At 39.0% G+C, this 25,609-nt stretch carries 27 protein-coding genes; 22 read left to right on the forward strand and 5 right to left on the reverse strand.

The features are described 5' to 3' along the window. The first annotated feature begins 12 nt into the window (after nt 1-12). The 10 genes from LVD16_RS26720 (at nt 13) to LVD16_RS26765 (ending at nt 11,995) form a co-directional block, all read left to right on the forward strand. The gene (locus LVD16_RS26720; RefSeq protein ID WP_233771354.1) at nt 13-684 is read left to right on the forward strand and encodes a T9SS type A sorting domain-containing protein; all 672 of its coding nucleotides are present in this window, start codon (nt 13-15) and stop codon (nt 682-684) included. 101 nt (nt 685-785) lie between these two features. Further along, nucleotides 786-1,598: an outer membrane protein assembly factor BamD gene (locus LVD16_RS26725; protein WP_233771355.1), complete on the forward strand. Its 813-nt coding sequence runs from the start codon at nt 786-788 to the stop codon at nt 1,596-1,598. 22 nt (nt 1,599-1,620) lie between these two features. Next, a complete protein-coding gene (locus LVD16_RS26730) occupies nt 1,621-1,944 on the forward strand; it encodes a DNA-directed RNA polymerase subunit omega (protein WP_233771356.1) in 324 nt (107 codons plus the stop codon). A gap of 9 nt (nt 1,945-1,953) precedes the next feature. Continuing rightward, complete coding sequence (gene coaBC / locus LVD16_RS26735) at nt 1,954-3,153, forward strand: bifunctional phosphopantothenoylcysteine decarboxylase/phosphopantothenate--cysteine ligase CoaBC (protein ID WP_233771357.1); 1,200 nt, start codon at nt 1,954-1,956, stop codon at nt 3,151-3,153. Further along, nucleotides 3,141-4,031: a type IX secretion system protein PorD gene (porD, locus tag LVD16_RS26740; protein WP_233771358.1), complete on the forward strand. Its 891-nt coding sequence runs from the start codon at nt 3,141-3,143 to the stop codon at nt 4,029-4,031. The genes coaBC and porD overlap by 13 nt, the downstream gene beginning before the upstream one ends. Further along, a complete protein-coding gene (locus tag LVD16_RS26745; RefSeq protein ID WP_233771359.1) occupies nt 4,032-4,253 on the forward strand; it encodes a hypothetical protein in 222 nt (73 codons plus the stop codon). Further along, nucleotides 4,253-5,911, forward strand: coding sequence for a DNA repair protein RecN (recN, locus tag LVD16_RS26750; protein WP_233771360.1), 1,659 nt, complete (start codon nt 4,253-4,255; stop codon nt 5,909-5,911). The genes LVD16_RS26745 and recN overlap by 1 nt, the downstream gene beginning before the upstream one ends. 153 nt (nt 5,912-6,064) lie before the next feature. Continuing rightward, nucleotides 6,065-7,501 carry an SLC13 family permease gene (locus LVD16_RS26755; RefSeq protein WP_233771361.1) on the forward strand — a complete coding sequence of 479 codons (1,437 nt, stop codon included), beginning with the start codon at nt 6,065-6,067 and terminating at the stop codon, nt 7,499-7,501. Nucleotides 7,502-7,554: 53 nt separating this feature from the next. Continuing rightward, nucleotides 7,555-8,769 (forward strand): DNA polymerase IV, encoded by a 1,215-nt coding sequence (gene dinB, locus LVD16_RS26760; RefSeq protein ID WP_233771362.1) that lies wholly within the window; start codon nt 7,555-7,557, stop codon nt 8,767-8,769. Nucleotides 8,770-8,968: 199 nt separating this feature from the next. After that, the gene (locus tag LVD16_RS26765; protein ID WP_306309372.1) at nt 8,969-11,995 is read left to right on the forward strand and encodes a DNA polymerase III subunit alpha; all 3,027 of its coding nucleotides are present in this window, start codon (nt 8,969-8,971) and stop codon (nt 11,993-11,995) included. 43 nt (nt 11,996-12,038) lie between these two features. Here the strand turns inward: LVD16_RS26765 and LVD16_RS26770 are convergent, their stop codons facing one another. The 3 genes from LVD16_RS26770 to LVD16_RS26780 form a co-directional block, all read right to left on the reverse strand. Continuing rightward, nucleotides 12,039-12,692 carry a hypothetical protein gene (locus LVD16_RS26770; RefSeq protein WP_233771364.1) on the reverse strand — a complete coding sequence of 218 codons (654 nt, stop codon included), beginning with the start codon at nt 12,690-12,692 and terminating at the stop codon, nt 12,039-12,041. A 13-nt stretch (nt 12,693-12,705) separates the two neighbouring features. Beyond that, on the reverse strand, nt 12,706-13,293 hold the full coding sequence (locus tag LVD16_RS26775) for an HAD family hydrolase (RefSeq protein ID WP_233771365.1): 588 nt from the start codon (nt 13,291-13,293) through the stop codon (nt 12,706-12,708). Nucleotides 13,294-13,621: 328 nt separating this feature from the next. After that, nucleotides 13,622-13,966: a DUF6249 domain-containing protein gene (locus LVD16_RS26780; protein WP_233771366.1), complete on the reverse strand. Its 345-nt coding sequence runs from the start codon at nt 13,964-13,966 to the stop codon at nt 13,622-13,624. 144 nt (nt 13,967-14,110) lie between these two features. Between LVD16_RS26780 and LVD16_RS26785 the strand changes: the two genes are divergently transcribed. After that, nucleotides 14,111-14,668: an RNA polymerase sigma factor gene (locus LVD16_RS26785; RefSeq protein WP_233771367.1), complete on the forward strand. Its 558-nt coding sequence runs from the start codon at nt 14,111-14,113 to the stop codon at nt 14,666-14,668. Nucleotides 14,669-14,670: 2 nt separating this feature from the next. Next, nucleotides 14,671-15,198 (forward strand): hypothetical protein, encoded by a 528-nt coding sequence (locus tag LVD16_RS26790; RefSeq protein WP_233771368.1) that lies wholly within the window; start codon nt 14,671-14,673, stop codon nt 15,196-15,198. A 120-nt stretch (nt 15,199-15,318) separates the two neighbouring features. Here the strand turns inward: LVD16_RS26790 and LVD16_RS27800 are convergent, their stop codons facing one another. Next, the gene (locus LVD16_RS27800) at nt 15,319-15,450 is read right to left on the reverse strand and encodes a hypothetical protein (protein WP_255697751.1); all 132 of its coding nucleotides are present in this window, start codon (nt 15,448-15,450) and stop codon (nt 15,319-15,321) included. A gap of 212 nt (nt 15,451-15,662) precedes the next feature. On the opposite strand from LVD16_RS27800, the gene LVD16_RS26795 reads away from it, so the two are divergent. The 10 genes from LVD16_RS26795 (at nt 15,663) to LVD16_RS26840 (ending at nt 23,955) form a co-directional block, all read left to right on the forward strand. Next, nucleotides 15,663-16,760, forward strand: coding sequence for a vWA domain-containing protein (locus LVD16_RS26795; RefSeq protein WP_233771369.1), 1,098 nt, complete (start codon nt 15,663-15,665; stop codon nt 16,758-16,760). A 14-nt stretch (nt 16,761-16,774) separates the two neighbouring features. After that, nucleotides 16,775-18,280: a sigma 54-interacting transcriptional regulator gene (locus LVD16_RS26800; RefSeq protein ID WP_233771370.1), complete on the forward strand. Its 1,506-nt coding sequence runs from the start codon at nt 16,775-16,777 to the stop codon at nt 18,278-18,280. A 19-nt stretch (nt 18,281-18,299) separates the two neighbouring features. Then, nucleotides 18,300-18,956, forward strand: coding sequence for an AlbA family DNA-binding domain-containing protein (locus LVD16_RS26805; RefSeq protein ID WP_233771371.1), 657 nt, complete (start codon nt 18,300-18,302; stop codon nt 18,954-18,956). A gap of 104 nt (nt 18,957-19,060) precedes the next feature. Continuing rightward, nucleotides 19,061-19,618, forward strand: a complete 558-nt coding sequence (locus tag LVD16_RS26810) for a Fic family protein (RefSeq protein WP_233771372.1) — start codon at nt 19,061-19,063, stop codon at nt 19,616-19,618. Beyond that, nucleotides 19,576-20,154: a Fic family protein gene (locus LVD16_RS26815; RefSeq protein ID WP_233771373.1), complete on the forward strand. Its 579-nt coding sequence runs from the start codon at nt 19,576-19,578 to the stop codon at nt 20,152-20,154. The genes LVD16_RS26810 and LVD16_RS26815 overlap by 43 nt, the downstream gene beginning before the upstream one ends. A gap of 88 nt (nt 20,155-20,242) precedes the next feature. Then, nucleotides 20,243-20,596 carry a GNAT family N-acetyltransferase gene (locus LVD16_RS26820; protein WP_233771374.1) on the forward strand — a complete coding sequence of 118 codons (354 nt, stop codon included), beginning with the start codon at nt 20,243-20,245 and terminating at the stop codon, nt 20,594-20,596. Nucleotides 20,597-20,721: 125 nt separating this feature from the next. Continuing rightward, nucleotides 20,722-22,062 (forward strand): PhoH family protein, encoded by a 1,341-nt coding sequence (locus tag LVD16_RS26825; RefSeq protein WP_233771375.1) that lies wholly within the window; start codon nt 20,722-20,724, stop codon nt 22,060-22,062. A 56-nt stretch (nt 22,063-22,118) separates the two neighbouring features. Beyond that, the gene (locus LVD16_RS26830) at nt 22,119-22,961 is read left to right on the forward strand and encodes a DUF3298 and DUF4163 domain-containing protein (RefSeq protein WP_233771376.1); all 843 of its coding nucleotides are present in this window, start codon (nt 22,119-22,121) and stop codon (nt 22,959-22,961) included. Nucleotides 22,962-23,082: 121 nt separating this feature from the next. Further along, nucleotides 23,083-23,241, forward strand: a complete 159-nt coding sequence (locus LVD16_RS26835) for a hypothetical protein (protein ID WP_233771377.1) — start codon at nt 23,083-23,085, stop codon at nt 23,239-23,241. Between the two features lie 99 nt (nt 23,242-23,340). Further along, nucleotides 23,341-23,955 carry a hypothetical protein gene (locus LVD16_RS26840; protein ID WP_233771378.1) on the forward strand — a complete coding sequence of 205 codons (615 nt, stop codon included), beginning with the start codon at nt 23,341-23,343 and terminating at the stop codon, nt 23,953-23,955. Nucleotides 23,956-24,011: 56 nt separating this feature from the next. Here the strand turns inward: LVD16_RS26840 and LVD16_RS26845 are convergent, their stop codons facing one another. Then, nucleotides 24,012-25,538, reverse strand: a complete 1,527-nt coding sequence (locus LVD16_RS26845; RefSeq protein WP_233771379.1) for an alpha-N-arabinofuranosidase — start codon at nt 25,536-25,538, stop codon at nt 24,012-24,014. Between the last annotated feature and the right edge of the window lie 71 nt (nt 25,539-25,609).

The raw sequence follows: 25,609 nt of genomic DNA on the forward strand, positions 1-25,609 counted from the left end.
AGTTTTGCCATAATGTGCGTAGCGCAGGCGCAAAGCTTTGAGATTACAGAAAGCAAGGTTAACTACAAAGGCAACGTAGGCGATGAAATAAGCGCCATTATCCCTATAAAGAACACCTCCGATAAGCCGATACAGCTATACATTAAAAGACTGGATAAAGTAATAGGCACAAGCCAAAACAATTACTTCTGCTGGGGTGCAGAGTGCTTTGAGCCGTCCATAGATCAGATTCCATTATCTAAAAAAATCAATCCGGGAGAGACATCTCTAAAATTTAAAAGCGTGCTAGAAACAGGCTTAGTACCAGGCTTTAGCACAGTAAAGTACCTTATTTACGACAGGGACAATCCCGCTAACGCCATAGAATACGAAATCACTTACACGGTGGAAGATGAAGCCTACAGCAATAGCCTCTTCACCAACAGAGATATAAACATTCATGATGTATACCCTAATCCTGCAGAAGACTTTGCGGTGGTAGAATATAACATCATCAATAGTAATGTAGATGTAAAACTAGTTCTTCACAATGTTCTGGGTAGCATAGTTTCAGAATATAAGCTGCCTCTTTTGCAGAAAAAGATAAAGATCAGAACGGAAGACCTTAACCCTGGCGTTTATTTTTACACCTTGTACATAGATAATGACGGCGTAATGACACGCAAGCTCGTTGTGAAAAAATAATTCTTCCACAAACTAAGTTTCTGATTCTTTCGTTATTAACTCCGGCTTAGCGACATAAGCCCATTGTTTATTATCAAATACTAACCTATATTTGCACCCTTATGTTGAAACGGGTATTTTTCAAGCACTTTCTGATTGCAATCACCATTATTTCTTTAGCTTCTTGTAGCAAGTTTCGCAAAATTGAAAAAAGCGAAGACTGGAGGGTAAAGTATGATGCAGCTCTTAAATACTATGAAGAAGAGGATTATTATCGTTCAGGTATCTTATTTGAACAGATTCTTCCTATAGTAAGAGGACTTCCGGAAGGCGAAGCGGTACAGTTTAAATTTGCTTACTGTCAGTTTTACCAGGACTTTTTCCTTTTAGCTGCGCATCATTTCAAAGTGTTTTACGAAACATACGCCAGAAGTGAATTTGCCAGAGAAGCACAGTATATGCATGCATATTCATTATACGCTAACTCTCCGGTTTACAATCTGGACCAAAGCAGCAGTATGGAAGCTCTTGTAGCTATGCAGACCTTTATTAACAGGTATCCATCTACTAAATTTAGAGATGATGCTACTAAGGTAATTGATGACATACAGCAGAAGCTAGAGAAAAAGGCATATGAAAATGCTAAACAATATTATAAGGTATATAAATATAAAGCTGCAGTAGTAGCTTTTGATAGCTTTAAGAACGATTTCCCTGATTCACAGTTTAATGAAGAAGCGGCTTTCTTAAAGTTCATGGCTCAGTACGAGCTTGCTGAAAAGAGTATTTACTCTAAGCAACTAGAACGCTACCAGGAAGCTAACCAGTTTTATCTGGAATTTGTAGATAGCTACCCTGCAAGCGAATATTTAAAAGAGGCAGAAAAGAAGTATGCTGACAGCTTAGAAAAAAGCACTAAGCTGGCTAAAAAATAATTTAATTAAATAGAAATAAGTTATGGCTATTCAAGCATCAATTGTTACCAGAGATATGGATAAACTTGCCGAAGTAACTGGCAACGTATACGAAAGTGTAGCAATCATTTCAAAAAGAGCAAGACAAATTGCTGTGAATGTAAAAGAAGAGCTAAACAATAAGTTAGCTGAATTTGCATCTACTGTAGATAATCTTGAGGAGATTTTTGAAAACAGAGAGCAAATTGAAATCTCTAAATTCTACGAAAGAATGCCTAAGTCTACTAACGTAGCTATCGAGGAATTCGCCGAAGGTACTGTTACATTCCGTAGAAGAGAAGAAGAAACAGGTGGCATAAACCTATAAGCATTTTCTATGCTCCAGGATAAGAAAATCATTATCGGAATATCCGGAAGCATAGCCGCTTACAAAGCAGCCACTTTAACAAGGCTTTTAGTAAAATCAGGAGCAGAGGTAAAGATCGTAATGACTACCTCTGCTTCTGAGTTTATAACACCCCTTACTTTATCTACCCTTTCCAAGAATCCGGTACTGAGTAAATTCTCTAAAAATGACGCCGGCGAATGGAATAATCATGTAGATCTGGGCCTATGGGCTGATGCCATGATCATAGCCCCTGCCAGCGCCAACACCATCGCCAAAATGGCTAAAGGCCACTGCGATAATCTATTGCTAGCCACCTATTTATCTGCCAAATGCCCTGTATTCTTAGCTCCTGCTATGGACCTGGATATGTACAAGCATCCTGCTGTTCAGGAAAACCTGAGCCGGCTGAAAACATTTGGACATGAAGTGATAGAGGCTCAGCATGGTGAACTAGCCAGCGGACTAGTAGGTACCGGCCGCATGGAAGAACCAGAAAATATAGTAGAAGTTTTAGCGAACTTCTTCAGTAAGGATAAGCCATTAGCAGGTAAAAGAGCATTAGTAACAGCAGGCCCTACTTATGAAGCCATAGACCCTGTACGTTTTATAGGCAATCATTCTAGCGGCAAAATGGGTTATGCCATAGCTGAAAAACTTCAGCAGGCCGGAGCGGAAGTTACCCTGGTAAGTGGACCAACTAACCAGCCAATACCGCACCCAGACATCCATCTAGTACCAGTAAAGTCAGCTGAAGAAATGCATGATGCCTGCACAAAGGTTTATTCAGAGACTGACATTACCGTGCTTGCCGCAGCCGTAGCAGACTACCGCCCGGCACAGCAGGCCGATCAGAAAATAAAAAAATCATCTGACAACCTTTCCATTGAGCTGGTAAAAACTCATGATATCGCTCAAGCTCTGGGAAAATTGAAAAAAAATGGTCAGTTTACGGTAGGCTTTGCGCTAGAAACACAAAACGAACTTTCTAACGCACAAGAAAAGCTTACTCGAAAGAATTTTGACCTGATAGTGCTTAACTCTTTACAAGATAAAGGTGCCGGCTTTGGTCATGACACAAATAAAATATCTATCATAGATAGACAAAATAAAGTGACGGATTTCGAGTTAAAAGATAAGAAAAGCGTAGCCCAGGATATAGTCAATACCATTATTGAATGTATAAAATAATCACCATAATCCTTATTTTCATTACTACTGCAGCTTTTAGCCAGGAGCTAAACTGCAAAGTAACTGTAAACTCAGATCAGGTACAGTCTTCAGATAAAAGGGTGTTTACTGATATGGAGAATGCCTTCTCTCAGTTCTTAAACTCAAGAAAGTGGACTAATGACACCTATGAGTCCTTTGAAAGGATAAAATGCAATATCATAATTACCTTACAAAATCCTACCAGCATAGGCAGCTACCAGGCTACGGTACAGGTTCAGTCTGCCAGACCGGTATATAATTCAAACTATGAAACCATAGTATTAAACTTTGCTGATAGAGACTGGACTTTCGAATATGTAGAATCACAGCCTTTACAGTTTAACGAAAACACCTTCACCTCTAACCTTACCTCTCTCCTGGCTTTTTATGCTAATATAATTATAGGCATGGATTATGACACTTTCAGCCCGATGGGTGGAAACTTATATTTTCAAAAGGCCTTAGAGATTGCCACAAATGCACAGCAGTCTAACCGACCAGGATGGAACTCTCTTGGTAGCAATAGAAATCGCTATTTCCTAATAGAAAATCTAAACAATCCTCAGCTGGCTCCGGTAAGAGAAGGCACCTACAAATACCACAGACTAGCCCTTGACACATTCGATCAGGACAAAGAAAATAGCCGCAAAGAAATAAGCGAAGTATTAAAAACATTAGAAAAAACCCGTACTAACTACCCCAATTCTATACTCATCATCAGCTTTTTAGATGCTAAGGGAGATGAGTTAGTAAACATGTTTTCTGAAGGGAACATACAGGTGCGTAGGCAAGCCTATGACATTCTCACCAAAATAGATCCGTCGCAAAGCACATCATACGAAAAAATCATCAAATAAATGGCTAAGCGACAAATCCGCCTTACTCCGGACGTCATCTCTAACAAATGGCCGGAAATTTCTGGTAAAAAAGCTAATATTGTACTAAACAATAGAAGTGTCATCTTTGTGAAACTACTACAGCATAATAACGGTACGCTGGAAGTAGAAAACATGCGATTCAAAAAACAAAAAGTTGACATTGCAGAGATATCAGAAATAATATTAGACATTAAAGCTTAATGCTAAAACATCTATTAATTAAGAATTACGCTCTTATCCAACATCTGGAGATTAGCCCTTCTAAAAACCTGAACATCATCACTGGTGAAACAGGTGCAGGAAAGTCCATTATGCTGGGCGCCGTGGGCCTATTACTCGGAAAGCGGGCCGACACTAAATCTTTATTAGATGAAAACAGCAAGTGCGTAATAGAAGGCCAGTTTGATGTGAGCGGATATCAGCTGGAAAAAGTTTTTGATGAAGAAGACCTTGATTATGAGTCTACCTCTGTCTTCAGAAGAGAGATAAGTCCTTCTGGCAAATCAAGAGCTTTTATAAATGATACTCCCGTTACGCTGGATGTGATAAAAAAAATAGCATCGCGGCTGATGGATGTACATTCGCAGCATGAAACACTACACCTGGGCCAGCATAATTATCAGCTTGCCTTTGTAGATGCTTATGCCGGCACTACCACCCTAAGACAAACTTATAGGAGTAAATTTTCAGCCTATAAAAATGCTTTGAAAAAGCTGGATGCCCTGAAAAAGGAAAATGCTGAAGTAGGCAAAGAGGCTGATTTCAATAACTTCTTATTAGAAGAACTAGTAAAAGCAAAGCTTAAAGCTGGTGAACAAGAAGAGCTTGAGGCCTCTATGGAGGTGATGGAGCATGCCGAAGAGATAAAGACCAAGCTGAATGAATCTATCTCAGCCTTATCTGACAGTGAATTTGCAGCCATCAGTAATTTGCAACAAGCTAAAGTACTCATTGGCCAGCTAAAGAAATACTCCAAAAACTATGATGCACTATCCGAAAGGTTAGAAAGCACGTTCATAGAACTACAGGATATTATTGGCGAACTGGAAAAAGAAGAAGGTGCCGTAGAGTTTGATCCGGAGCAAACCCAACTTACTCAGGAAAGGCTCAGCCTTATCTACCAACTACAGCAGAAACATCAGGTAGATAATGTGGATGAACTACTTAAAATACAAGCTGATTTAGAAAGCAAAGCTGATCGTTTCAATAACCTGGATGAAGAAATACAGGAAGCTGAAGATCAGGTAAATACCTTAAAAGAAGCCGCTCAAAAAGAGGCGGAATCTCTGAGCAGCAAACGACAAAAGGTATTCAATAATCTGGAGAAAGAGCTGATGCAGCTGTTAGCGCAAGTAGGTATTCCAGATGCTAGCATTAGCATTACTAATGAAACCATTGCCTTATCAGATCATGGCATTGACCAGATCAACATATTATTCAGTGCTAACAAAGGAATAGCACCCCAAGAGCTATCTAAATCCGCCTCAGGTGGTGAATTTTCCAGACTTATGTTCTGTGTAAAATACATCCTGGCAGACAAAATTTCTATGCCTACTATCATATTTGATGAAATAGACACGGGAGTTTCTGGCGAAATAGCTCTGAAGCTTGGTAACATGATGAAGAAGATGGCAGAAAACCACCAGGTGATCACCATCAGTCATTTACCTCAGGTAGCAGCCAAAGGCAATAAGCACTACTTCGTTTACAAAGACAGCAGCTCTGACAAAGCCATCAGTAAGATTAAGGCCCTGGAAGAAAGCGAACGTGTAGAAGCCATTGCTAAAATGATAGGTGGAGATAAACCTTCAGAAATTGCCTTTGAAAGCGCTAAAGAGCTACTATACTCTAAGGCTTAATAACATTTTAACCGACGTAGTTTTCTTAATTAGTATTAGATTACATATTTTAATACTGTGAAATGAGCATGACTTTGGCCTCCCAAATTATTATTGGGATAAATAAGTTTATTGTGAATTCCATGTGGCGATTGAAAAAACCATCTAATACACATGAAAAAACTACGTCTGCTGTTCCTTGCCCTGGGACCTCTCCTATTTTTAATCACTCTACAACTTCAACACTCTTCTTACCTCTCACCTGATATATGGAAAGTACTGGCCGTAGCAGTATGGATGGTGGTATGGTGGATAACTGAAGCCGCGCCCATAGCCGTTACTGCGCTGCTACCTATGGTACTGCTTCCTATGCTGGAAATTTTCAAGGTAAGTGAAGCCACCACGCCTTATGCAAGCCCAATCATATTTCTTTTCATGGGCGGTTTTATGATTGCCCTGGGGCTGGAAAAACACAACCTTCACTTGCGAATAGCCCTTAACCTGATCAAGGTAACAGGCACTAGCGGCAATGGAATTATCCTGGGTTTTATGCTAGCAACAGCATTACTCAGCATGTGGATTAGCAACACGGCCACCGCCGTAATGATGCTTCCGGTAGCTTCCTCTGTAGTAAGCTTACTCAGCGAAGGCAGTCACGAACTGAAGAAGTCACAGAAACGCTTTGCCCTGGGGCTCATGCTTATCATTGCCTACTCTGCTAACATAGGCGGCACTATCACCCTGATAGGCACCCCACCTAACGTGGTAATGACAGGCTATTTAAATGAAATGCTTAACTATGAAATGCTTTTTAGCAGATGGTTAATCATTGGTGCTCCCACAGGGATATTTCTTCTTTTTATTACATACCTGCTCATTACCAGAGTATTATATCCAAACAACCTCAAAAAGATAGAAGGCTCGGAAGTTCTCATTTATAATAAGCTTAAAGAAATTGGCTCCATTTCCAAACAAGAAAAACTGGTCCTGGCCATTTTCACACTCACAGCTGTGTGCTGGATTTTCAAAAGTCAAATCAACGCTCTTATTGGCAAAGACTTACTTTCTGATACCACTACCGCCATGACCGGTGGAATACTCATGTTCATCACCCCCGTAAGTATTACAAAGGTCACTTTCCTATTAAAATGGGAAGATACCAAAAAGCTACCATGGGGTATCCTTATCCTGTTTGGCGGCGGCATGTGCTTGGCCAGAAGCCTGGAGCAAGTAGGTATAATACAAGCCATTGGAGCTTATGTAGCAGATTACAAAGGCATCAGTGTACTTATGCTGATAGGCATTATCACTACCATGGTACTTTTCCTCACAGAAATTATGAGCAATGTAGCCCTGGTCACTATTTTCATTCCTGTAGCCATAGGCATGGCTCAGGGGCTTGGCATCGATCCGTTGCTATTAGTAATTCCATCTACTTTAGCTTCCAGCTGCGCCTTTATGATGCCTATATCTACCCCGCCTAATGCCATAGTTTTTGCCAGCGGCCATATAAAAATGAAAGAAATGATGAAGGCCGGATTACTACTTAACTTGCTGGCCATCATATTTCTAACCCTAATCACATATTTGATGGTGGAAAAATTTTTCTAAATCTACGAGTCACTATATTTAGTAATTACTAAAATAATTAGTAATATTGTATTATGGTTTCACGATCAATATTACACCTGGATTTAGACACCTTTTTTGTGTCTTGCGAGCGACTCCTAGATAGCAGGCTCAATAACAAACCCATACTGATAGGTGGAGTAACAGATCGTGGAGTGGTTGCATCTTGTAGTTATGAGGCACGGCAGTTTGGCATTCATTCTGCCATGCCCATGAAACTAGCCCGCGAGTTATGTCCCGAGGCCATTATCATCAAAGGAAACTCAGGCACCTATAGCTCTAAGTCTAACGACGTTACGGAAATTATAAGAGAAGAAGTTCCTCTCTTCGAGAAAACATCTATCGATGAGTTTTATGTAGATATGTCCGGTATGGACAGGTTTTTTGGTAACTATAAAGTAGCCAGCGAACTGCGCACCAAAATCATTAAAGAAACGGGTTTACCCATTTCATTTGGCTTATCAGAAAACAAAACCGTTTCAAAAATAGCCACAGGAGAAGCCAAGCCAAACAATCAGTTAAAGATAGATTATGGCCTGGAGAAAAGCTTTTTAGCCCCACTTTCTGTAAAGAAAATCCCCATGATTGGCGATAAAACCTATATCGCTTTATGCAATCTGGGTATAAAACATATACAGACTATCCAGGAAACCCCTATTGAACTGATGGAAAAGGCCTTCGGCAAAAATGGTGCAACCATGTGGAAAAAGGCCAATGGCATAGATCCTTCTCCGGTGATTCCTTACTCTGAAAGAAAATCTATATCTACCGAGCGCACTTTTGATAGAGACACGATCGATATTGTAAAGCTCAAAGCCATTATTCTGGCTATGGCCGAAAACCTGGCTTTTCAGCTACGAAGAGGTCAAAAGCTTACTGCCTGTGTATCTGTTAAAATCAGATATTCAGATTTTAACACCTATACTTTACAGTCAAGAATTTCTTACAGCTCTGCCGATCATGTGCTCATACCCAAAGTGTTAGAGCTCTTTGACAGAGTGTATGATAAGCGCCTATTAGTGAGACTTATAGGTGTGAAATTCAGCCACTTGGTCAATGGAAATTACCAAATCAACCTTTTTGAAGATTCCCTGGAAATGATCAGCCTGTACCAGGCTATGGACAAGATCAGAGATAAACACGGTGACCGAACTGTAATACGAGCAGCCGGTATAGAAGCCAAAACCATTAGCAGATTCAATCCATTTAAAGGAGATGCTCCGCCTTTGTTGGCTAATAGGAGAGCTTGATGGTTGATGGTTGATGGTTGATGGTTGATGGTTGATGGTTGATGGTTGGTGGTTATTGGGTTATTGGTTATTGGTTATTGGTTATTGGTTATTGGTTATTGGTTATTGGTTATTGGTTATTGGTTATTGGTTATTGGGTTATTGGTTATTATCTCAATACTCTAGACTATTTACTCACTACTCTAGACTATCTACTATTTTGCTAAACAACCATACATATTACAGTTTTAAATACGGCACTATGTCGTGTGAGGAGTTGCTGGAGGACGCTGGTAGTAAGGGTATGGATGCGGTGGTACTTACTGATATTAACTCTACGGCGGCTTGCCTTAATTTTGTGCGTCTGGCGCCGAAATATAATATTAAGCCAGTATTGGGAATTGATTTCAGGAATGGTGTAGAGCAGCTATTTATCGGCATTGCGAAGAACAACCAGGGCTACTATGAGCTGAATCGCTACCTTTCTCAATTTTTACATTCTGGTGAAAGTATTCCAGAAAAGGCTCCAGTATTTCAACATGCTTTTGTTATTTACCCTTTTTCAGAATATAAAGGACAGCGTCTTCGAAAAAACGAATACCTGGGCGTCACTCCTCAATATATAAACAGGCTTAGGTTTTCATCATATTATCCAGCCCTGAAAGACAAGCTGGTTATTTTACAAACTGCCACGTTTAGAAATAAAAAAGACTTCAATGCCCACAGGCTGTTACGGGCCATTTACAATAACACCCTGCTTAGCAAGCTACCCAAATCAGAGGAAGGCGATCCAAACCACCAGATGCTTTCAAAAGATCAGCTCATTGAGACCTATTCGCCTCATCCTGAAATCTTTAGCAACACCCTAAAACTGATTAGTCAGTGTAGTATTTACTTTGAATTTGGCGACGAGCAAGATCACAAGAACCAGAAAAACTATACTCACTCAGAATATGAAGATTATAAAAAGCTATGTAAGCTATGTTATAAAGGGTTGAGCTATAGATATAAAGAGATCAACGATGCTATCAAAAAAAGGCTTAAAACAGAACTTCAGGTCATTAGAGAGAAGCAATTTATTGCCTATTTTTTGATTAACTGGGACATAGTAACTTACGCCAGAAGAAAGGGGTACTTTTATGTAGGTCGCGGCAGTGGTGCCAACAGTATAATCGCTTACCTTCTCAGAATTACTGATGTAGACCCCATAGATTTGGATCTGTATTTTGAAAGGTTCATCAATCTTTACAGGAAAAATCCGCCTGATTTTGATATTGACTTCTCATGGACTGACCGTGAAGATATTACTTCCTACATTTTCAAGCGGTTTAAGAATGTGGCACTACTGGCTACATACAGCACTTTTCAACTAAGGGCAGTGATCAGGGAGCTGGGGAAAGTATTTGGTTTACCGGCCCATGAAATTGAGAAAATTGCCGAAGGTCAACCCAGGCAAGACTATTATTCTCATTTAGTATTAAAATATGGTCATCTTATTCAGGGTTTCCCTAGTCATTTAAGCATTCATGCTGGTGGTATACTTATATCTCAAAAGCATATCCATTATTTTTCAGCCACTGACCTGCCGCCAAAAGGCTATCCTACCACTCATTTTGATATGGTGATCGCCGAAGATGTGGGACTCTATAAGTTTGACATATTAAGTCAGAGAGGCTTAGGGAAAATAAAAGATACGCTGGCCATAGTAAAAGAAAATAAGCCTCAGGATCCAGCTATTGACATCCATGACCTGGACAGATTCAAGAAAGATGGACTGGTAAAATCACTACTGAAGCAAGGTAAAGCTATTGGCTGTTTTTATGTGGAGTCACCTGCTATGCGCATGCTTTTGAAAAAACTAGAAGCTGATGATTATCTTGGCCTGGTAGCTGCCAGCTCTATTATTCGACCTGGAGTAGCCAAATCAGGGATGATGCGTGAGTATATCCTTAGGTTTAGGCATCCGGAAAGAAGAAAAGAGGCACATCCTATACTTATGAATATTATGCCGGAGACCTTTGGAGTAATGGTATATCAGGAAGATGTGATTAAAGTGGCGCATTATTATGCAGGTCTTACTTTAGCAGAAGCTGATGTACTGCGCCGAGGCATGTCTGGCAAGTTCCGCTCAAGAGATGAGTTTCAAAAAGCACAGGATAAATACTTCACTAACTGCAAAGCCAAAGGCTACTCTCATGCAGAAAGCGCTGAAATATGGAGGCAAATAGAAAGCTTTGCCGGCTACGCCTTCTCTAAAGGACACTCGGCCTCTTATGCCGTAGAAAGCTACCAAAGCTTGTTTTTAAAAGCCTATTATCCAATGGAATATATGGTGGCCACCATCAATAACTTCGGCGGATTTTACAGAACTGAGCTCTATGTACATGAAGCGCGCATGCATGGAGCCAAAATATTTCCTCCCTGCGCTAATATGAGCGATGCCCTCACAAAAATATATGGCAATAGAATATATCTGGGACTTGGGTTCATTAAAGACCTGGATCACAGAACTATAGAGCAGCTGTTAATAGCCAGAGGCAAGTATGGTGATTATCTTTCTTTAACTGATTTTGTGAAGAAAGTGCCTGTTTCATTGGATCAGGCTTCCCTCCTTATAAAAGCTGGGGTATTTCAGTTTACAGGAAAAAACAAAAAAGAACTACTATGGGAAGCTCACTTCCTTTTAGCCAATACAAAAAAGGCTTCAAATATGCCCAAGCTATTTGAAGTAGATATTAAACGATTGACCATACCTAACATTTCAGTTCCCCATCCATTAGAAAATGCTTTTGATGAAATGGAGCTTCTAGGTTTTCCTCTTTGCAATCCGTTTGACTTACTTAGAAACAGGCCGGATTACCATTTCAGAACCATAGACTTTCCGAACAACCTTCATCAAACCATTACTATTTATGGCTATCTGGTAGCGATTAAGAATACTAGCACCACAAAAAAAGCCAGAATGAATTTCGGGACATTCCTGGATGTAGAGGGGCATTTTATAGATACCGTACATTTTCCCCAGTCGGCAGCAAAGTGGCCATTTAGAGGGCGCGGTATTTATGCTATTACTGGCAAAGTGGTAGAAGAATTTGGATTCTACAGCCTGGAAGTAACTGAAATGACCAAAGAGCCATTTATAGATGACCCACGGTATAGTGAGGATAACGGGAAACTTGGCGTAAAGCGAAAAACTATGAAGATGACCTTTGATTCTACTTCTTCAGTGAGTTATGGTCGGGGTTAGTTCCTCAGAGTCCTCTGCTAGTGGCTGTGAGGGGTTACAATATTTATTCTATCGTTAATTCGATAAACTTCTTTTCACTATTATCAGAAGATGTAAATACGATATAGAACATTTCACCATCTCTGTAGCAAGACTTTAACGAATAATTAAACGTGTCAAAGCCCATACTTTTCCCACTGGCCATATCCCAATACTTAAATTGCCCTTCTGCATAATAATTACCATAAGAATAAATGCGGTTGCAGTCTATAAATAATGGTGCATTGGGTAATATAAAGTAGTTAGCATTATTTACCACCACGTATCTCCACCATTCATATCCTTCATTTTGGATTATCACATTCTCACATTTATAATCTAATACCCTAAACAGTTCATTATTGCGTTCATCAGACTCATTTTTTCTGTTACAAAGCTTTAGATCATTCCCTCGGTGAGTAATAATTATGCAGCTGTCCGAAATAGAAGCATTACTCAACTTACTAAGCCACTTATCATTAGAATTATCTACATCATAACGACTCTTCTCTTGAACCAAGTCCGATATACTGGCTTCAAATTGCCTTTGGGTCAACTCTTTGATGGAATAGACAATTTCAGAAGAATCACTTATGTTAATATTAAATCTACTACCATTCTGGGCATCAACAGAAGTATGTATTAAAATAATTAAGAGTAGGATTGTTAAATTTTTCATGTGTTAATATTGACTATTTACTCTGTTTACCTTCCCTCCAATTTCTTTTTTCGATCAGCCTAAAGTTAGGTTCATCCTTTATTTCAATCAAATAGTTTAGTAGGTGGAAAAGTTCATCATCAGTATTGTCTCCGGTAAACTCAGATGGGTAAATTGCATTTCCATAATTGTACTTAGATTTTTCAGGAGTATCATCCACTATCAATATTTCTTCCATTTTCGCAATTCCCTTTTTCCTGACTTTCTTAAGGATTTTAGCATAGTTCAAATGATTGTAATAATCAGAGTAACCTTGGTCATCAATAGACTGATAATTAAACTGTTGAGTGCATTTTGTTCGCCCCCACACAAATTCTAATGGATAATCTTTTAGAAAAATATGTTGAACAACCTTATCTACGTAAGCATCAGAAGCAGAAGACCATACTGCAATTCTGAAGTGATTTTTAACCTCTGTTAAGAAACGTCCTAAAAATGGTCGTTTAAAAACTTTGTAATCTTCAATTTCGAAATCCCAATGCTCAGAAACAGGCTCTTTAGTTGCATGAATTAACGTTTCATCAAGATCTAGTATTAGGAGTTTGTTGTGAGGGATAACCATTTCTTACATACTAAGTAGTTCTCAGAAATTACGAGACGTCTTTTTGAATTATAAATTTCACAGAATTATTATTAAAAGCAAAAGATGTGGAATGAATGAACAGCAGAGACTCCGGCTCTTCGCTGCGCTACGGCCGGAGTGACATAAAAGAAAAGGTAGCTACGGTCGGAGTGATCCAAAAGGAAAGGTAGCTACGTTGGAGTGGCTTTGGCTCTCTCTCAGAGTCCTCTGCGAGTGACTCTGAAGGGGATGGAGTAACTCTGAAGAGCTTCAAGAAAATAAAACAAGCTGGTGATGACCCTGAAATTCACCAGCTGTTTTACTTGAATTATTGAAGTCTCTTTTTGTTCTTTTTCTCCTCTATAACATAAGAGGCAAATAAACCTGCTCCGCCGAAAATGAACAGCATGGAGAAGTAGCATATGGGTTCTCTAAAACCGGTAAGCTCGCGTAGCACCTCTCCCATCAGAAAGCCACATCCTATGCCAATAAAGAATAAGGCCAGGCGCAGGGCTATGCTGCTGTTGGTTTCTCCGCCCCACCATTCGCCACGGTTAATACCTTTTTCTATCATGGCCATTCTCTCTATGTTAGAGTATCTTCTTAAATAAATGATCACTAACACAATTCCTATTACAGATAAAATAGGGATGAATAAAGCTAATTCTTGCATATTATTTTGAGTTTTAATTTGCCCGTTGGACTGCAAATCAAAAGTCTAGGTTACAAGAGATTTAATATTTTTTAAGAAAATTATTTATTTAAAAAAACTGCAAGATTGCTGTAACTTGAAAAAGACCAACAGCGTCCAACCCACGTGCACGATCAGAACGATAATATACTTGTAAAGCGGATTGTTAAAGGAGAGCATCACCTTTTTAATATGCTGGTAGAAAGGCATAAAAAGTATGCTTTTAATATCGCTTTAAAGATTCTGGAAAGTGCTGAAGATGCTGAAGAGGTGGCCCATGATAGTTTTGTGAAGGCCTATCAAAACCTGAGTAGGTTTAACCATGACTCCAAATTTTCTACATGGCTTTATAGAATCACTTTTAATACAGCGATTACAGCCAAGAGAAAAAGGAAGGTGATTAAAGAAGACCTGGAAAAGGCAGAACACTATCTCCAGGCCGATGAACAGAACAGGCTGGAAGAGACGGATCAAAAAGTATACATAGAAAAGGCGTTGAGCAGACTTTCTGATAAGGACCGGACCATTATATCATTATTTTATCTCAAAGATTTTTCACTGGAAGAAATCGGAGAAATTACCGACATGAGTCCCAATACAGTGAAAGTGAGACTTCACCGATGCCGCAAGAAACTAGCGGATGAGATGAAGAATATTTTAAAAGAAGAAGCATTAAATTTATAGATATGAGCAAGCCCATAAATTTATCTGACGAAGTTTTATTAGACTACCTGGATGGTCATTTGAGTAATGAGGAAATGCTTGTGGTAGAAACTGCCTGTAAACAGCAGCCCTGGGCGGATAGGCTCAAGGAGTTAACAAAACTCCACCAGTCGCTGAGCTTTACTTTATCTGAAGATCACCTGATGGCTACTCCCATAAATTTTAGTGAATCGGTTATGGCCAGTATAAATAAAACGGCCATTGTACCAGATGCTATCATGACCAGAAGAGGATTTATCCTGCTAATCACTATGCTATTGATAGTTTTAGGAGGTGCATTTTTCATCTCAAACAGCCAATTAAAGCTATCATTACCAAATAGTTACACATCAAATCAACTCACAGAGCTGATACAATTAGATGCATTACCATCATCTTTAAATATAGGAGGGTTCATGAATGCTCTCATGTTTGCCTTGGTAATTTGTTCACTTATTTTACTTGATCGGTTAGTGCTTAAACCATACTTCAAAAAGCGCCGTGCCATTTAGTTTTATAACAGGAAATTTTTCCCAAAATTGGAAACTTTAGAACCTAATAAGACAAAAAAAAGGGAGCCGTTAAGCTCCCTCTTTTTATTCATTTATATATAACTATTAAACATCCATTAGTTAAATGTGCTGAGTCTTTTCAGTTCTCTGCTCTTTCTTTGCAGGCGCTTTAGAATACGTAGGGCAAGAATATGACGCACATGCAGAAGTAAACAACCCCGCTACCAATAAGATTAGTAAAGACTTTTTCATAGATACATTAGTTTAAAGTTTCTTTCAATTGACTAAATCGTATTTGGTAAAAGACAAAAAGAATACCAAACATGTAACTACCTGCTAAGCCATGCGTTAATCTACTTCTACTATTATTCTTTCGCAGGAGGATAATCCAAAAATCATCTGAACAGAATTTCCAGTGAATTCGTTTTGAACTTAGTCTTTACTGTTTAATTTTCACATTGGTTATGTTAGGTACAAGATTCACAAAATTTATCCCCTCCCCTGATCAGAACAAATCAGACTTTGATAAGCTCATGGATATATTCCTACAGCTTGTTACTATTACCGGTGGGGATGTAGAAGAGGCGTTGGCATGGTTAAATAACCTGGATAAGCAATATAATATCACCAACAATGATTACGGCATGGGTGATTTCATAGAAGACCTGAAGGATAAGGGCTACCTTACCGATAAAACGCCTGACGGTTCTTTTGAGATCACAGCAAAGAGCGAACAAAAGATCCGCTCAGATGCCTTGGAAGAAATATTTGGTAAGCTTAAGAAATCTGGTCGTGGTGAGCACAAAACCACATTTGGCGGGCAAGGAGACGAGCAAAGCACAGATAGAAGAGACTATCAGTTTGGTGACACGCTGGAGCAGCTTTCTATGACTGACTCACTTCGTAATGCCCAGATCAATCATGGTTTAGATAACTTCATGATGACTGAGAATGATCTCGAAGTCCTAGAAAATGAGTACAAGACCCAGACATCTACAGTCCTCATGATTGACATCTCTCACTCCATGATTCTTTATGGAGAAGACCGTATAACGCCAGCAAAAAAAGTAGCTATGGCACTGGCTGAGCTCATCACCCGAAAGTATAAAAAGGACACTTTAGATATTATAGTTTTTGGTAATGACGCCTGGCAAATAGAAATTAAAGACCTTCCGTATTTACAGGTAGGTCCATACCATACAAACACGGTGGCAGGGCTGGAACTTGCCATGGATTTATTAAGAAGAAGGAGAAATCCTAACAAGCAGATTTTCATGATTACTGATGGAAAGCCTACCTGCTTAAAAGAAGGGATAAAATACTACAAAAACAGCTTCGGCATAGACAGCAAAATCCTTACTAAAACGCTCAATATAGCCAAGCAATGTAGAAAGCTAAAAATTCCTGTTACCACTTTTATGATTGCCTCAGACCCTTATCTCAAAGAGTTTGTGAGGGAGTTTACCAAGGTAAATAATGGAAATGCTTACTACAGTAGTCTTCAGGGTTTAGGAGACCTGATTTTTGAGGACTATAGGAAAAACAGAAGGAAAAAACTTTAACAGAGACACAGTTTATGCAATCAAGAGAATTGATAGATATAAAAACCCTTGGCGAATTAAAGGCCGCGGGATACAAAAGCAAATCAGTAAAGCAGGAATTAAGAGATAATCTTATTCAAAAAATAAAAGTAAAGGAAAACGTATTTGAGGGCATTTGGGGATATGAGGACACGGTAATTCCAGATATGGAAAGAGCCATCCTTTCTATGCATGACATCAACTTATTAGGTTTAAGAGGGCAGGCTAAAACGCGTATGGCCAGAATGATGGTTCAGCTTTTAGATGAGTACATCCCGGTTATAGAAGGCTCTGAGATGAATGATGATCCTTTTAACCCTATCTCAAGATTTGGCAGAGATACTGTAGCCGAAAAAGGAGATGACACCCCCATTAGCTGGTTACCTAGAAATGATCGCTACAGCGAAAAACTAGCTACTCCAGATGTTTCTATTGCAGATTTAATTGGAGATGTAGATCCTATTAAAGCAGCTACATTGAAACTTCCATATTCTGATGAAAGAGTGATTCACTTTGGGTTAATTCCGAGATCACACAGAGGTATATTTGTTATCAACGAAATACCTGATTTACAGGCTCGTATTCAGGTGGCTCTCTTTAATATTCTGCAGGAAGGTGACATTCAGATAAGAGGTTTTAAGGTAAGAATGCCATTGGACATACAGTTTGTTTTCACAGCCAACCCGGAAGATTATACAAACAGAGGGAGTATTGTTACGCCTTTAAAGGATAGAATTGATAGTCAGATCATTACACACTATCCTAAAGATATTGCCATAGGTAGAAAAATTACTGAACAGGAAGCTCACATTAAATCAGAACAGAAAGAACTGGTATCAGTAAATGAAATCAGTAAAGATCTGATAGAGCAAATTGCTTTTGAGGCCCGTGACAGCGAATATGTAGATAGTAAAAGTGGTGTTTCAGCCCGTTTAACCATCTCTGCCTATGAAAACCTGGTGAGTGCTGCGGAAAGAAGGGCATTATATAATGATGAAAAAACACAGATCCGAGTATCTGATTTATATGGTGCTGTGCCTTCCATCACGGGAAAAGTGGAATTAGTATATGAAGGAGAACAGGAAGGTGCAGGTATTGTAGCCAGAAACCTGGTAGGCAAAGCCATAAGAACGCAATTTGTAACGTATTTCCCAGATCCTGATAAGCTCAGAAAGCAAAAAGGAGAAAACCCATATAAGACCATCACAGACTGGTTCGGAGATAGCCACCAGATAGATATTCTAAACGATTATAACAATCAGGAACATGAGCAAGCGTTAAAAAATGTACCTGGCTTAGAGAAGCTGGTAGATCAGTATCATAAAAATGAGGACTACGCCACCAAGCTGTTTTTGATGGAGTTTGCCCTACATGGCCTGGCTGAGTATAGTATGCTCAGCAGACATGAACTTACCAGAGGCTTACAGTTTAAAGATCTATTGAGCGGTATGTTTACCATGCCAGGTCCTGATGATGAAGATGAGGATAATGATCATTTTTAAATTTTAAAGATGATAAGTGATGCAACTCTCAGACGTAAAAAGGCTCATCCGGCATGGAGAAAATGCTACGATTGAGTTCAAGGCTAAGATGCGGCATCCTGAGAAGGTGGTGAAGGAACTAGTGGCCTTCGCCAATACTGCGGGAGGCCATCTTTTTATTGGTGTACATGATGATGGATCATTGGCAGGAGTGAAATATCCTGAGGATGAGATCTTTGCGCTGGATAGAGCCATTGAAAAATATTGTAAGCCAGCCTTTGAATACACTGTACATATTATAGACCTCACCGAAGACAGCTCCGTTGTGGTATACGAGGTGCCTGCTAGTGACAATAAGGCTCATTGTGTAGTTAACAATGAGCTTTTACATGGGCGTCAGGCTTTTGTGCGTGTAGCAGACAGAAGCATAAAAGCCAGCAAGCATGTAAAGGAAATATTGGACAGGCAAAGTAAAAACAAGAGCATCCAATTCAACTTTGGTGATAAGGAAAAGCTGCTCATGACCTACCTGGAAAACAATGAAACCATTACCGTAAATGAGTTTAAAAAAATTTCAGGTAGAAACTACTATCAAGCTTCCAGGACATTAATCTTAATGGTTCTGGCCAATGTACTGGAAATTCACCCTCATGAGAAAGAGGATTTTTATACTTTGAAGGGAGTTGGGTTGGGTTGACATTAATTCCATATTCCAATGAATTGGAATACAACATTCCATATTCCATTAAAATTAATTATATTAGAATATGAGGATTTATAATCTATTTCATTGGAATAAAAATGAGCTCACAACCACACAAATTAAAACTGCTACCTCCACATATTGATTATTCTGGTTTAATAAAAGAAATTGGAGATGCAAACCGTTCACAAGGCGAACTAAAAGGTCTTTTAGCCAATATTCCTAATCCAGATTTATTGACGACTCCTCTACTAACCAAAGAAGCTGTAGCCAGTTCTAAAATTGAAGGAACTCAAGCCACGATAGAAGATGTATTCAAGTACGAAGCGGAAGGAAGAAACACAGAAAACAATTCCAGAGAACAGGATGTAAGAGAAATCATAAATTATAGAATGGCAATTAGAGAAGCCACTGAAATACTCCCTAAAAAAGCTATTGGAGAAAACTTCATCAAACAACTTCATTCTATTCTACTAAATTCAGTTAGAGGTGAAAGTAAGGATAGAGGGAATTTCAGAAGAATACCTGTTTATATTGGAAAGCCAGGAGGCTCAATAGAAAATGCAATATACATTCCACCTAGTTCATCCGAGTTAAATGAATTGGTTTCTAATTGGGAAAATATATTAATAGCCAAGAAGAACCTGATCCATTAGTTCAGACAGCAATTGCTCACTATCAATTTGAGGCGATTCATCCCTTTCTAGACGGTAATGGAAGAATAGGTCGTTTATTGATTCCTATAATTCTTTATGAAAAAAACATATTATCATACCCTCTTTTATATGTAAGTGAATACTTTGAAAACAATAAACAAGAATACTATAACTTTTTAAGATTAGTAGATACTGAAGAAGATTGGACTTCTTGGATCAGGTTTTTTCTCAACTCAATCAAAATACAAGCTGAAGACACTCAAACCAAGGTAAAGGATATGTTAGAACTATATAAAAAAACAAGAGAAAAGTTGGTCAATTTTAATTCTCAATACGCAGTAGACTTGTTAGATATAATCTTTGAAAACCCAATTGTTTCTTTTAAATCAATCAGGCTACAAATAAAGACTAACAGCTACCAGACCATTTATAATTTATTAAACAAATTTGAGGAGGAAAGCATTTTAAGGCAAATTACAAAAGGCAGAAGAAACAAGGTTTACATATTTGAGGATCTGCTAAAGACTATAAGATAACACTTTATTAATCACTTAACGTTTTACGATCATTTTAGAAATTCACCCTATCCCCCACCACCAAACCTGGCCATTAAGACACACCGTGATGTGGCCGGACAAGCCTTTGGACTATGTAAAACTGGATAATGATGAAGAAGGGTGTCATTATGGCTTGTTTTTAGGTGATCGATTGGTATCTGTTGTTTCTCTTTTTATTGAGGGCGATGAAGGTCAGTTTAGGAAATTTGCCACCGACTTAGATGAGCAAGGCAAGGGTTATGGCTCTAAACTTTTACACTTCCTTTTCAATAAGGCTGAAGAGGAAAATGTAAAACGCATTTGGTGCAACGCCCGAAAGGACAAGGCAGGGTTTTATGAGAAATTTGGTATGCAAACCACTGATAACGAGTTCACCAAAGGTGGAATAGACTATGTGATCATGGAAAAAATAATGAATTAAATAGCTTCATTCTCTTCTTTTTGGGTTCGCCAAAATTTACTTAAAATCTTTTCTTCGTTTATTTCTGTTTTTCACCTAGTTAATTAAATTTACCTAACATCCACTTTTTAAACGACCTACCCTTTATGGCGAAAGCACAGACGAAAGAAAAGAAGATTTTTGTACTTGACACCTCAGTTATCATTTACGAACACAACTCCATCATGAACTTTGAAGAGCATGATGTAGGCATTCCTATTACTGTTTTAGAGGAGCTGGATCAGTTTAAAAAAGGAAACGACACCAAAAACTTTGAGGCTAGAGAGTTTACCCGACTACTGGATAAACTGGCCCAAGGGCAGATGTTGCATGACTGGAATAATCTGAACGGAAGGAATAAAGGGAAGTTTAAAGTGTTGATGCATGCAAAAAGCAAGGTCGATGCAAATGAGGTGTTTGATGAGGAAAAGGCTGATCACAGAATATTAAATGCTGCACTGCAACTTCAGCAAGAATCTAAAGACAAAAAGGTAATTCTGGTAAGTAAAGACATTAACCTCAGGTTAAAAGCCAAGTCATTAGGTCTACCTGCTGAGGATTATAATACAGGTAAAGTGAAGAATGTAAGCTCACTTTATTCTGGAAAAAAAATTCACGACAAACTGACTCCAGATAAGATTAATGAGCTTTATGAAAAAGGATCATGCGAGCCTAAAGACGTTTTAGGCAAAGAAAAGCCTTTAAAAAACAGCTACTACATTTTAAAGAGTGGTAAGAAGTCTATTTTATCGTACTACAATGCGATTACTGATAGAATAGAACATGTAGAAAAGCGGTCAGCATATGGCATAAAGCCAAGAAATGCAGAGCAGACTTTTGCTATTCATGCCATATTAAACCCTGAGATAAAGCTAGTTACCATGCAAGGTGTAGCGGGTACAGGTAAAACGTTAATTGCACTGGCCGCCGCGTTGGAGCAAAAGAGAAGCTTTAAGCAAATCTATCTGGCCAGGCCAATCGTACCTTTAAGTAATAAAGATATTGGATACCTTCCTGGTGACATTAAGTCTAAGCTCAACCCGTACATGGAGCCACTTTGGGATAACCTAAAGTTCATCCAGAATCAGTATCACGAGTCAGATAAGGAATATTCCAAGCTTACTGAAATGGTAAATCAGGAAAAGCTGGTGATAACACCTTTGGCTTATATCAGAGGTCGTAGTTTATCTAACATTTGCTTTATAGTAGATGAGGCTCAAAACCTTACTCCACATGAGGTAAAAACTATTATTACCAGAGCTGGTGAGAACACCAAGATTATTTTTACCGGAGATATTTATCAGATAGACACCCCTTACCTCGATTCGCAGAGTAATGGCCTTTCTTATCTGATAGACCGAGTGAAGGATCATGAACTGTATGCCCATATAACCCTTGAAAAAGGTGAGAGATCCGAACTGGCTAACTTGGCTAACGAGTTGCTTTAACAATTTGATAGCCTTGCCGGTTTTATAGGATCAATTTTATTCAATATATTGGCGACATGAAGATTAATCTACACCATTGGCTGCTGATGCTATTGCTAGCAGCAGCCACCAGTTGTACCAAGCAACCTAAAGAGGAGACTACGGAAGAAGAGCCACAAGAGGAAAAAATCACTTCTCTGGAATATACTTTTAACGATTATACCAAGCAGTATGGTCAGTGCGATACGGATACATCCATCTATTGTACACGCATTGAGCTCAATTACCCTGAATTTGATACTGATAAGCATCCATCGCAGGCCACTGCTATTAATGAGCAAATAGAGTCTTATGTGCTTAATCAGTTTTTCCCTGATTCAGTGGAAAATAAATCTATCGCCATGTTTGTAGAAGGCTTTATAGCGGATTACAAAGAGGTGAAAGAGGCTTTCGGAGAAGCTTTTGGCTGGTATGCTAAAATCAATGGGAAAGTACTTAGAAACGACTCTGTTTCAGTAACAGTAGAGCTCACCGCAGACATTTATACCGGTGGCGCTCACGGAAGCTTTGACATGCATTATCTAAACTTTGATCCTGCTACTGGTGATCTGATTGATTTTGAATCACTGTTTAAGCCCGGATTTGATGCCAAGCTGAACCAAATAGTAGAGCAGAAATTCAGAGAAACTTATAAAATAGAACCTGGCACTGACTTAAGTGACGAAGGCTATGAGTTTGAAGATGGTGTTTATTACAACCTGAACAATTTTGCTCTATTAGATAAAGGAATCAAATTTTACTATAACAGCTATGAAATTGCTCCATATGCCAAAGGTCCATCAGAGGTATTTGTAAGCTATGAAGAGCTAAAAGATTTACTTAAACACCCTGAAGCTGAAACAGTTGCAGAAGTTTTATAATATAGAAAACGCCTCATTATATGGCTTTTGAGCATTTAATGAGGTGTTTTTATATTTGCAGTACCAAGTATTAAATTGAAAAATCAACTTTTTCTTAGTATATTTCGTTAAACACTTAGCTATGAATAGTCACGGAAACAGTCTATCGGAAAAAGAAATTAAAGAGTTATTTAGAGAGAAGAAGTTTGTGGAAACAGACAACAACGCTCTAAAGGTAGACCGAGACTATTTCTACGAAAGCCCCCATATCAAAGTCATCTACGACGATATGAAAAGATAATAATCTCCAAATATGAGCTGGAGTATCATTGTCCTCCCGTTACTCGGAGGATTTTATTTTTTATCACGATCTATTTTTTGGAGAAACAGAATTAGACGCATGCCGCGTCAGGTACTCATTTATGCTTCTGGTGTGGCCGGCATCCTCTGGGGATTTGCTCTTCTTCTTTTATCAAAAACTTTACAATATTGGGATCCTTATGGCATGATCAGCAGCGCCGAAGCAGGCATTAGAAGCTTCGTACAGATCAATGAACCTTATGCCTATACCTTGGCAGCATCATTTCTTATTCCAGCCATACTCACTGAATTTATCAATTTCCTATTTAGGAAAAGGGAAGACTATCAGGTATACCTGGCCATTAGAAAGGAAGGTGATGAATTTCAAAGGCTTTTGCTACAGGAATTTATAAAAAGAAGGCCAATGCTTTTTACGCTGACCACCCAAAAGGTTTATGTAGGCGGCCTTACCAGAATGGGAGATCCACACGGAGAAGATGGCTTCATTAATATTATTCCGCTATTTTCTGGTTACCGCAATGCCGAGGGCAAACTGGACCTCACCACAAATTACCCACGAGATGAGAATGACAATTTCGAAATTGTACTACCCATAGATAAAATCATATCTGCCTCCTCATTTAACTACGAGACATACAAAAAGCTGAATGAAGGAAAAGAGCAATCTTCTATTTTTAAAAAGATCTTTAAATGAAAAACCATCCGATAGTATTACTACCGGATGGCCTCAAAGAATTAAGCAATAATTCACTAATTCACTTCAAATACAACCACTGAAAATGGTGGTACGGTTAAAGTAAGTTCTCCTTTTTTAGCTTTGAATTTCTTAAACTCAGCAAGCTTTATTTTGTCAGGCTGCTCGAAGGTGTTGTGGTCTTGTAGCTGAGCTGAAGTTAAAATTTCTGCTTTAGCATTTTTTAAATCAACATTTCCTAAACTGAACGTGATGTCATTGGCTTTTTTAGCGTCAATGTTCACCACAGAAATATGGATTTTACCATTGCTATCTTTAGAAGCTGAAGCTGAAATAGCTGGCAGCTTATCATCTCCGAATGAATAGAACTTTTCGTCTACCTTCAATGGCAAGAGCTGAGCATCCTGATGTACGCTGTACATCTTCATGACCCAATAGGTGGGCGTAAGGATCATTTTTTCCTTATCAGTAAGGATAACAGCCTGCAAGACGTTAATAGCCTGAGCCAGGTTAGCCATACGAACTCTCTCCGCGTGATTATTGAAAATATTCAAGGTAGCACCGGCAATCATGGCATCTCTCATGGTATTTTGCTGATATAGAAATCCCGGGTTAGTGCCCTCTTCCACATCATACCAGCCGCCCCACTCATCAACCACTAAGGCAATTTTCTTTTCAGGATCATACTTATCCATAATAGCACTGTGCTTTTCAATCAGCTCTTCCATTCTTAGCGCCTGCTTCATTATTTTGAAATATTGCTCTTCAGAGAAAGTTGCCGCAGGGCCTTTATTCCCCCAGTCGATTACCGAATAGTGATGCAAGGCCATGCCCTCGATCATGTGATTAGGAATGTTTTTCATTAGTACTTCAGTCCAGTTATAATCATCAGAACTGGCGCCAGAAGCTATTCTATATAAACCCCCAGGCATGAAGGTCACATATTTCCTGTAGATATTTGAATAATACTCAGGAGTCATATTTCCACCACAGCCCCACGCTTCGTTTCCAATGCCCCAAAATTTCACATCCCACGGCTCTTTTCTACCGTTTTCTATTCGGTATTCTGACATAGGACTCTGTCCGTCATGAGTCACGTACTGAGCCCAATCAGCAACCTCCTGCACGGTACCGCTTCCCACATTAGCAGAGAGATAAGGCTCAGCCTCTAGCAGTTCGCACATATTTAGGAAGTCATGGGTACCGAAACTGTTATCTTCCGTAACGCCACCCCACCATTTGTTCACAATAGTAGGTCTGTCTTTTTTGGGTCCAATACCATCTTTCCAGTGATAAGTATCGGCAAAACAACCACCGGGCCATCTCAAATTGGGTATTTTAAGATCTTTAAGGGCCTTTACTACATCATTCCTTACTCCGGCAGTATTGGGTATTTCAGAGTCTTCACCCACATAGAATCCACCATAGATACATCTACCAAGATGCTCTGCGAAATGCCCATAAATATCTTTGTCAATTTTAACAGACGGCTTATCAGTCTGAATGTCAACCTTAACCTGCGCCCATAAAGTTGAGGACATCATAAGACAGCAGGTAAAGATCCAGCGGTTTAGAATTTTCATAGCGTTTTTGTTGATTATTTTTACGTGTTAAATATACACTTAAATTCAATGAATGCTATGAAAAAGTCCGT

This window comes from Fulvivirga ligni (assembly GCF_021389935.1).
Classification (GTDB): Bacteria; Bacteroidota; Bacteroidia; order Cytophagales; family Cyclobacteriaceae; genus Fulvivirga; species Fulvivirga ligni.

Excerpts from the sequence above, each read along its gene's own strand:
- LVD16_RS26720 (WP_233771354.1), top strand. The coding sequence starts at position 13 with ATGTGCGTAGCGCAGGCGCAAAGCTTTGAGATTACAGAAAGCAAGGTT.
- LVD16_RS26725 (WP_233771355.1), top strand. The coding sequence starts at position 786 with ATGTTGAAACGGGTATTTTTCAAGCACTTTCTGATTGCAATCACCATT.
- LVD16_RS26730 (WP_233771356.1), top strand. The coding sequence starts at position 1,621 with ATGGCTATTCAAGCATCAATTGTTACCAGAGATATGGATAAACTTGCC.
- coaBC (WP_233771357.1), top strand. The coding sequence starts at position 1,954 with ATGCTCCAGGATAAGAAAATCATTATCGGAATATCCGGAAGCATAGCC.
- porD (WP_233771358.1), top strand. The coding sequence starts at position 3,141 with ATGTATAAAATAATCACCATAATCCTTATTTTCATTACTACTGCAGCT.
- LVD16_RS26745 (WP_233771359.1), top strand. The coding sequence starts at position 4,032 with ATGGCTAAGCGACAAATCCGCCTTACTCCGGACGTCATCTCTAACAAA.
- recN (WP_233771360.1), top strand. The coding sequence starts at position 4,253 with ATGCTAAAACATCTATTAATTAAGAATTACGCTCTTATCCAACATCTG.
- LVD16_RS26755 (WP_233771361.1), top strand. The coding sequence starts at position 6,065 with ATGAAAAAACTACGTCTGCTGTTCCTTGCCCTGGGACCTCTCCTATTT.
- dinB (WP_233771362.1), top strand. The coding sequence starts at position 7,555 with ATGGTTTCACGATCAATATTACACCTGGATTTAGACACCTTTTTTGTG.
- LVD16_RS26770 (WP_233771364.1), bottom strand. The coding sequence starts at position 12,692 with ATGAAAAATTTAACAATCCTACTCTTAATTATTTTAATACATACTTCT.
- LVD16_RS26775 (WP_233771365.1), bottom strand. The coding sequence starts at position 13,293 with ATGGTTATCCCTCACAACAAACTCCTAATACTAGATCTTGATGAAACG.
- LVD16_RS26780 (WP_233771366.1), bottom strand. The coding sequence starts at position 13,966 with ATGCAAGAATTAGCTTTATTCATCCCTATTTTATCTGTAATAGGAATT.
- LVD16_RS26790 (WP_233771368.1), top strand. The coding sequence starts at position 14,671 with ATGAGCAAGCCCATAAATTTATCTGACGAAGTTTTATTAGACTACCTG.
- LVD16_RS27800 (WP_255697751.1), bottom strand. The coding sequence starts at position 15,450 with ATGAAAAAGTCTTTACTAATCTTATTGGTAGCGGGGTTGTTTACTTCT.
- LVD16_RS26795 (WP_233771369.1), top strand. The coding sequence starts at position 15,663 with ATGTTAGGTACAAGATTCACAAAATTTATCCCCTCCCCTGATCAGAAC.
- LVD16_RS26800 (WP_233771370.1), top strand. The coding sequence starts at position 16,775 with ATGCAATCAAGAGAATTGATAGATATAAAAACCCTTGGCGAATTAAAG.
- LVD16_RS26805 (WP_233771371.1), top strand. The coding sequence starts at position 18,300 with ATGCAACTCTCAGACGTAAAAAGGCTCATCCGGCATGGAGAAAATGCT.
- LVD16_RS26810 (WP_233771372.1), top strand. The coding sequence starts at position 19,061 with ATGAGCTCACAACCACACAAATTAAAACTGCTACCTCCACATATTGAT.
- LVD16_RS26820 (WP_233771374.1), top strand. The coding sequence starts at position 20,243 with ATGTGGCCGGACAAGCCTTTGGACTATGTAAAACTGGATAATGATGAA.
- LVD16_RS26825 (WP_233771375.1), top strand. The coding sequence starts at position 20,722 with ATGGCGAAAGCACAGACGAAAGAAAAGAAGATTTTTGTACTTGACACC.
- LVD16_RS26830 (WP_233771376.1), top strand. The coding sequence starts at position 22,119 with ATGAAGATTAATCTACACCATTGGCTGCTGATGCTATTGCTAGCAGCA.
- LVD16_RS26835 (WP_233771377.1), top strand. The coding sequence starts at position 23,083 with ATGAATAGTCACGGAAACAGTCTATCGGAAAAAGAAATTAAAGAGTTA.
- LVD16_RS26840 (WP_233771378.1), top strand. The coding sequence starts at position 23,341 with ATGCCGCGTCAGGTACTCATTTATGCTTCTGGTGTGGCCGGCATCCTC.
- LVD16_RS26845 (WP_233771379.1), bottom strand. The coding sequence starts at position 25,538 with ATGAAAATTCTAAACCGCTGGATCTTTACCTGCTGTCTTATGATGTCC.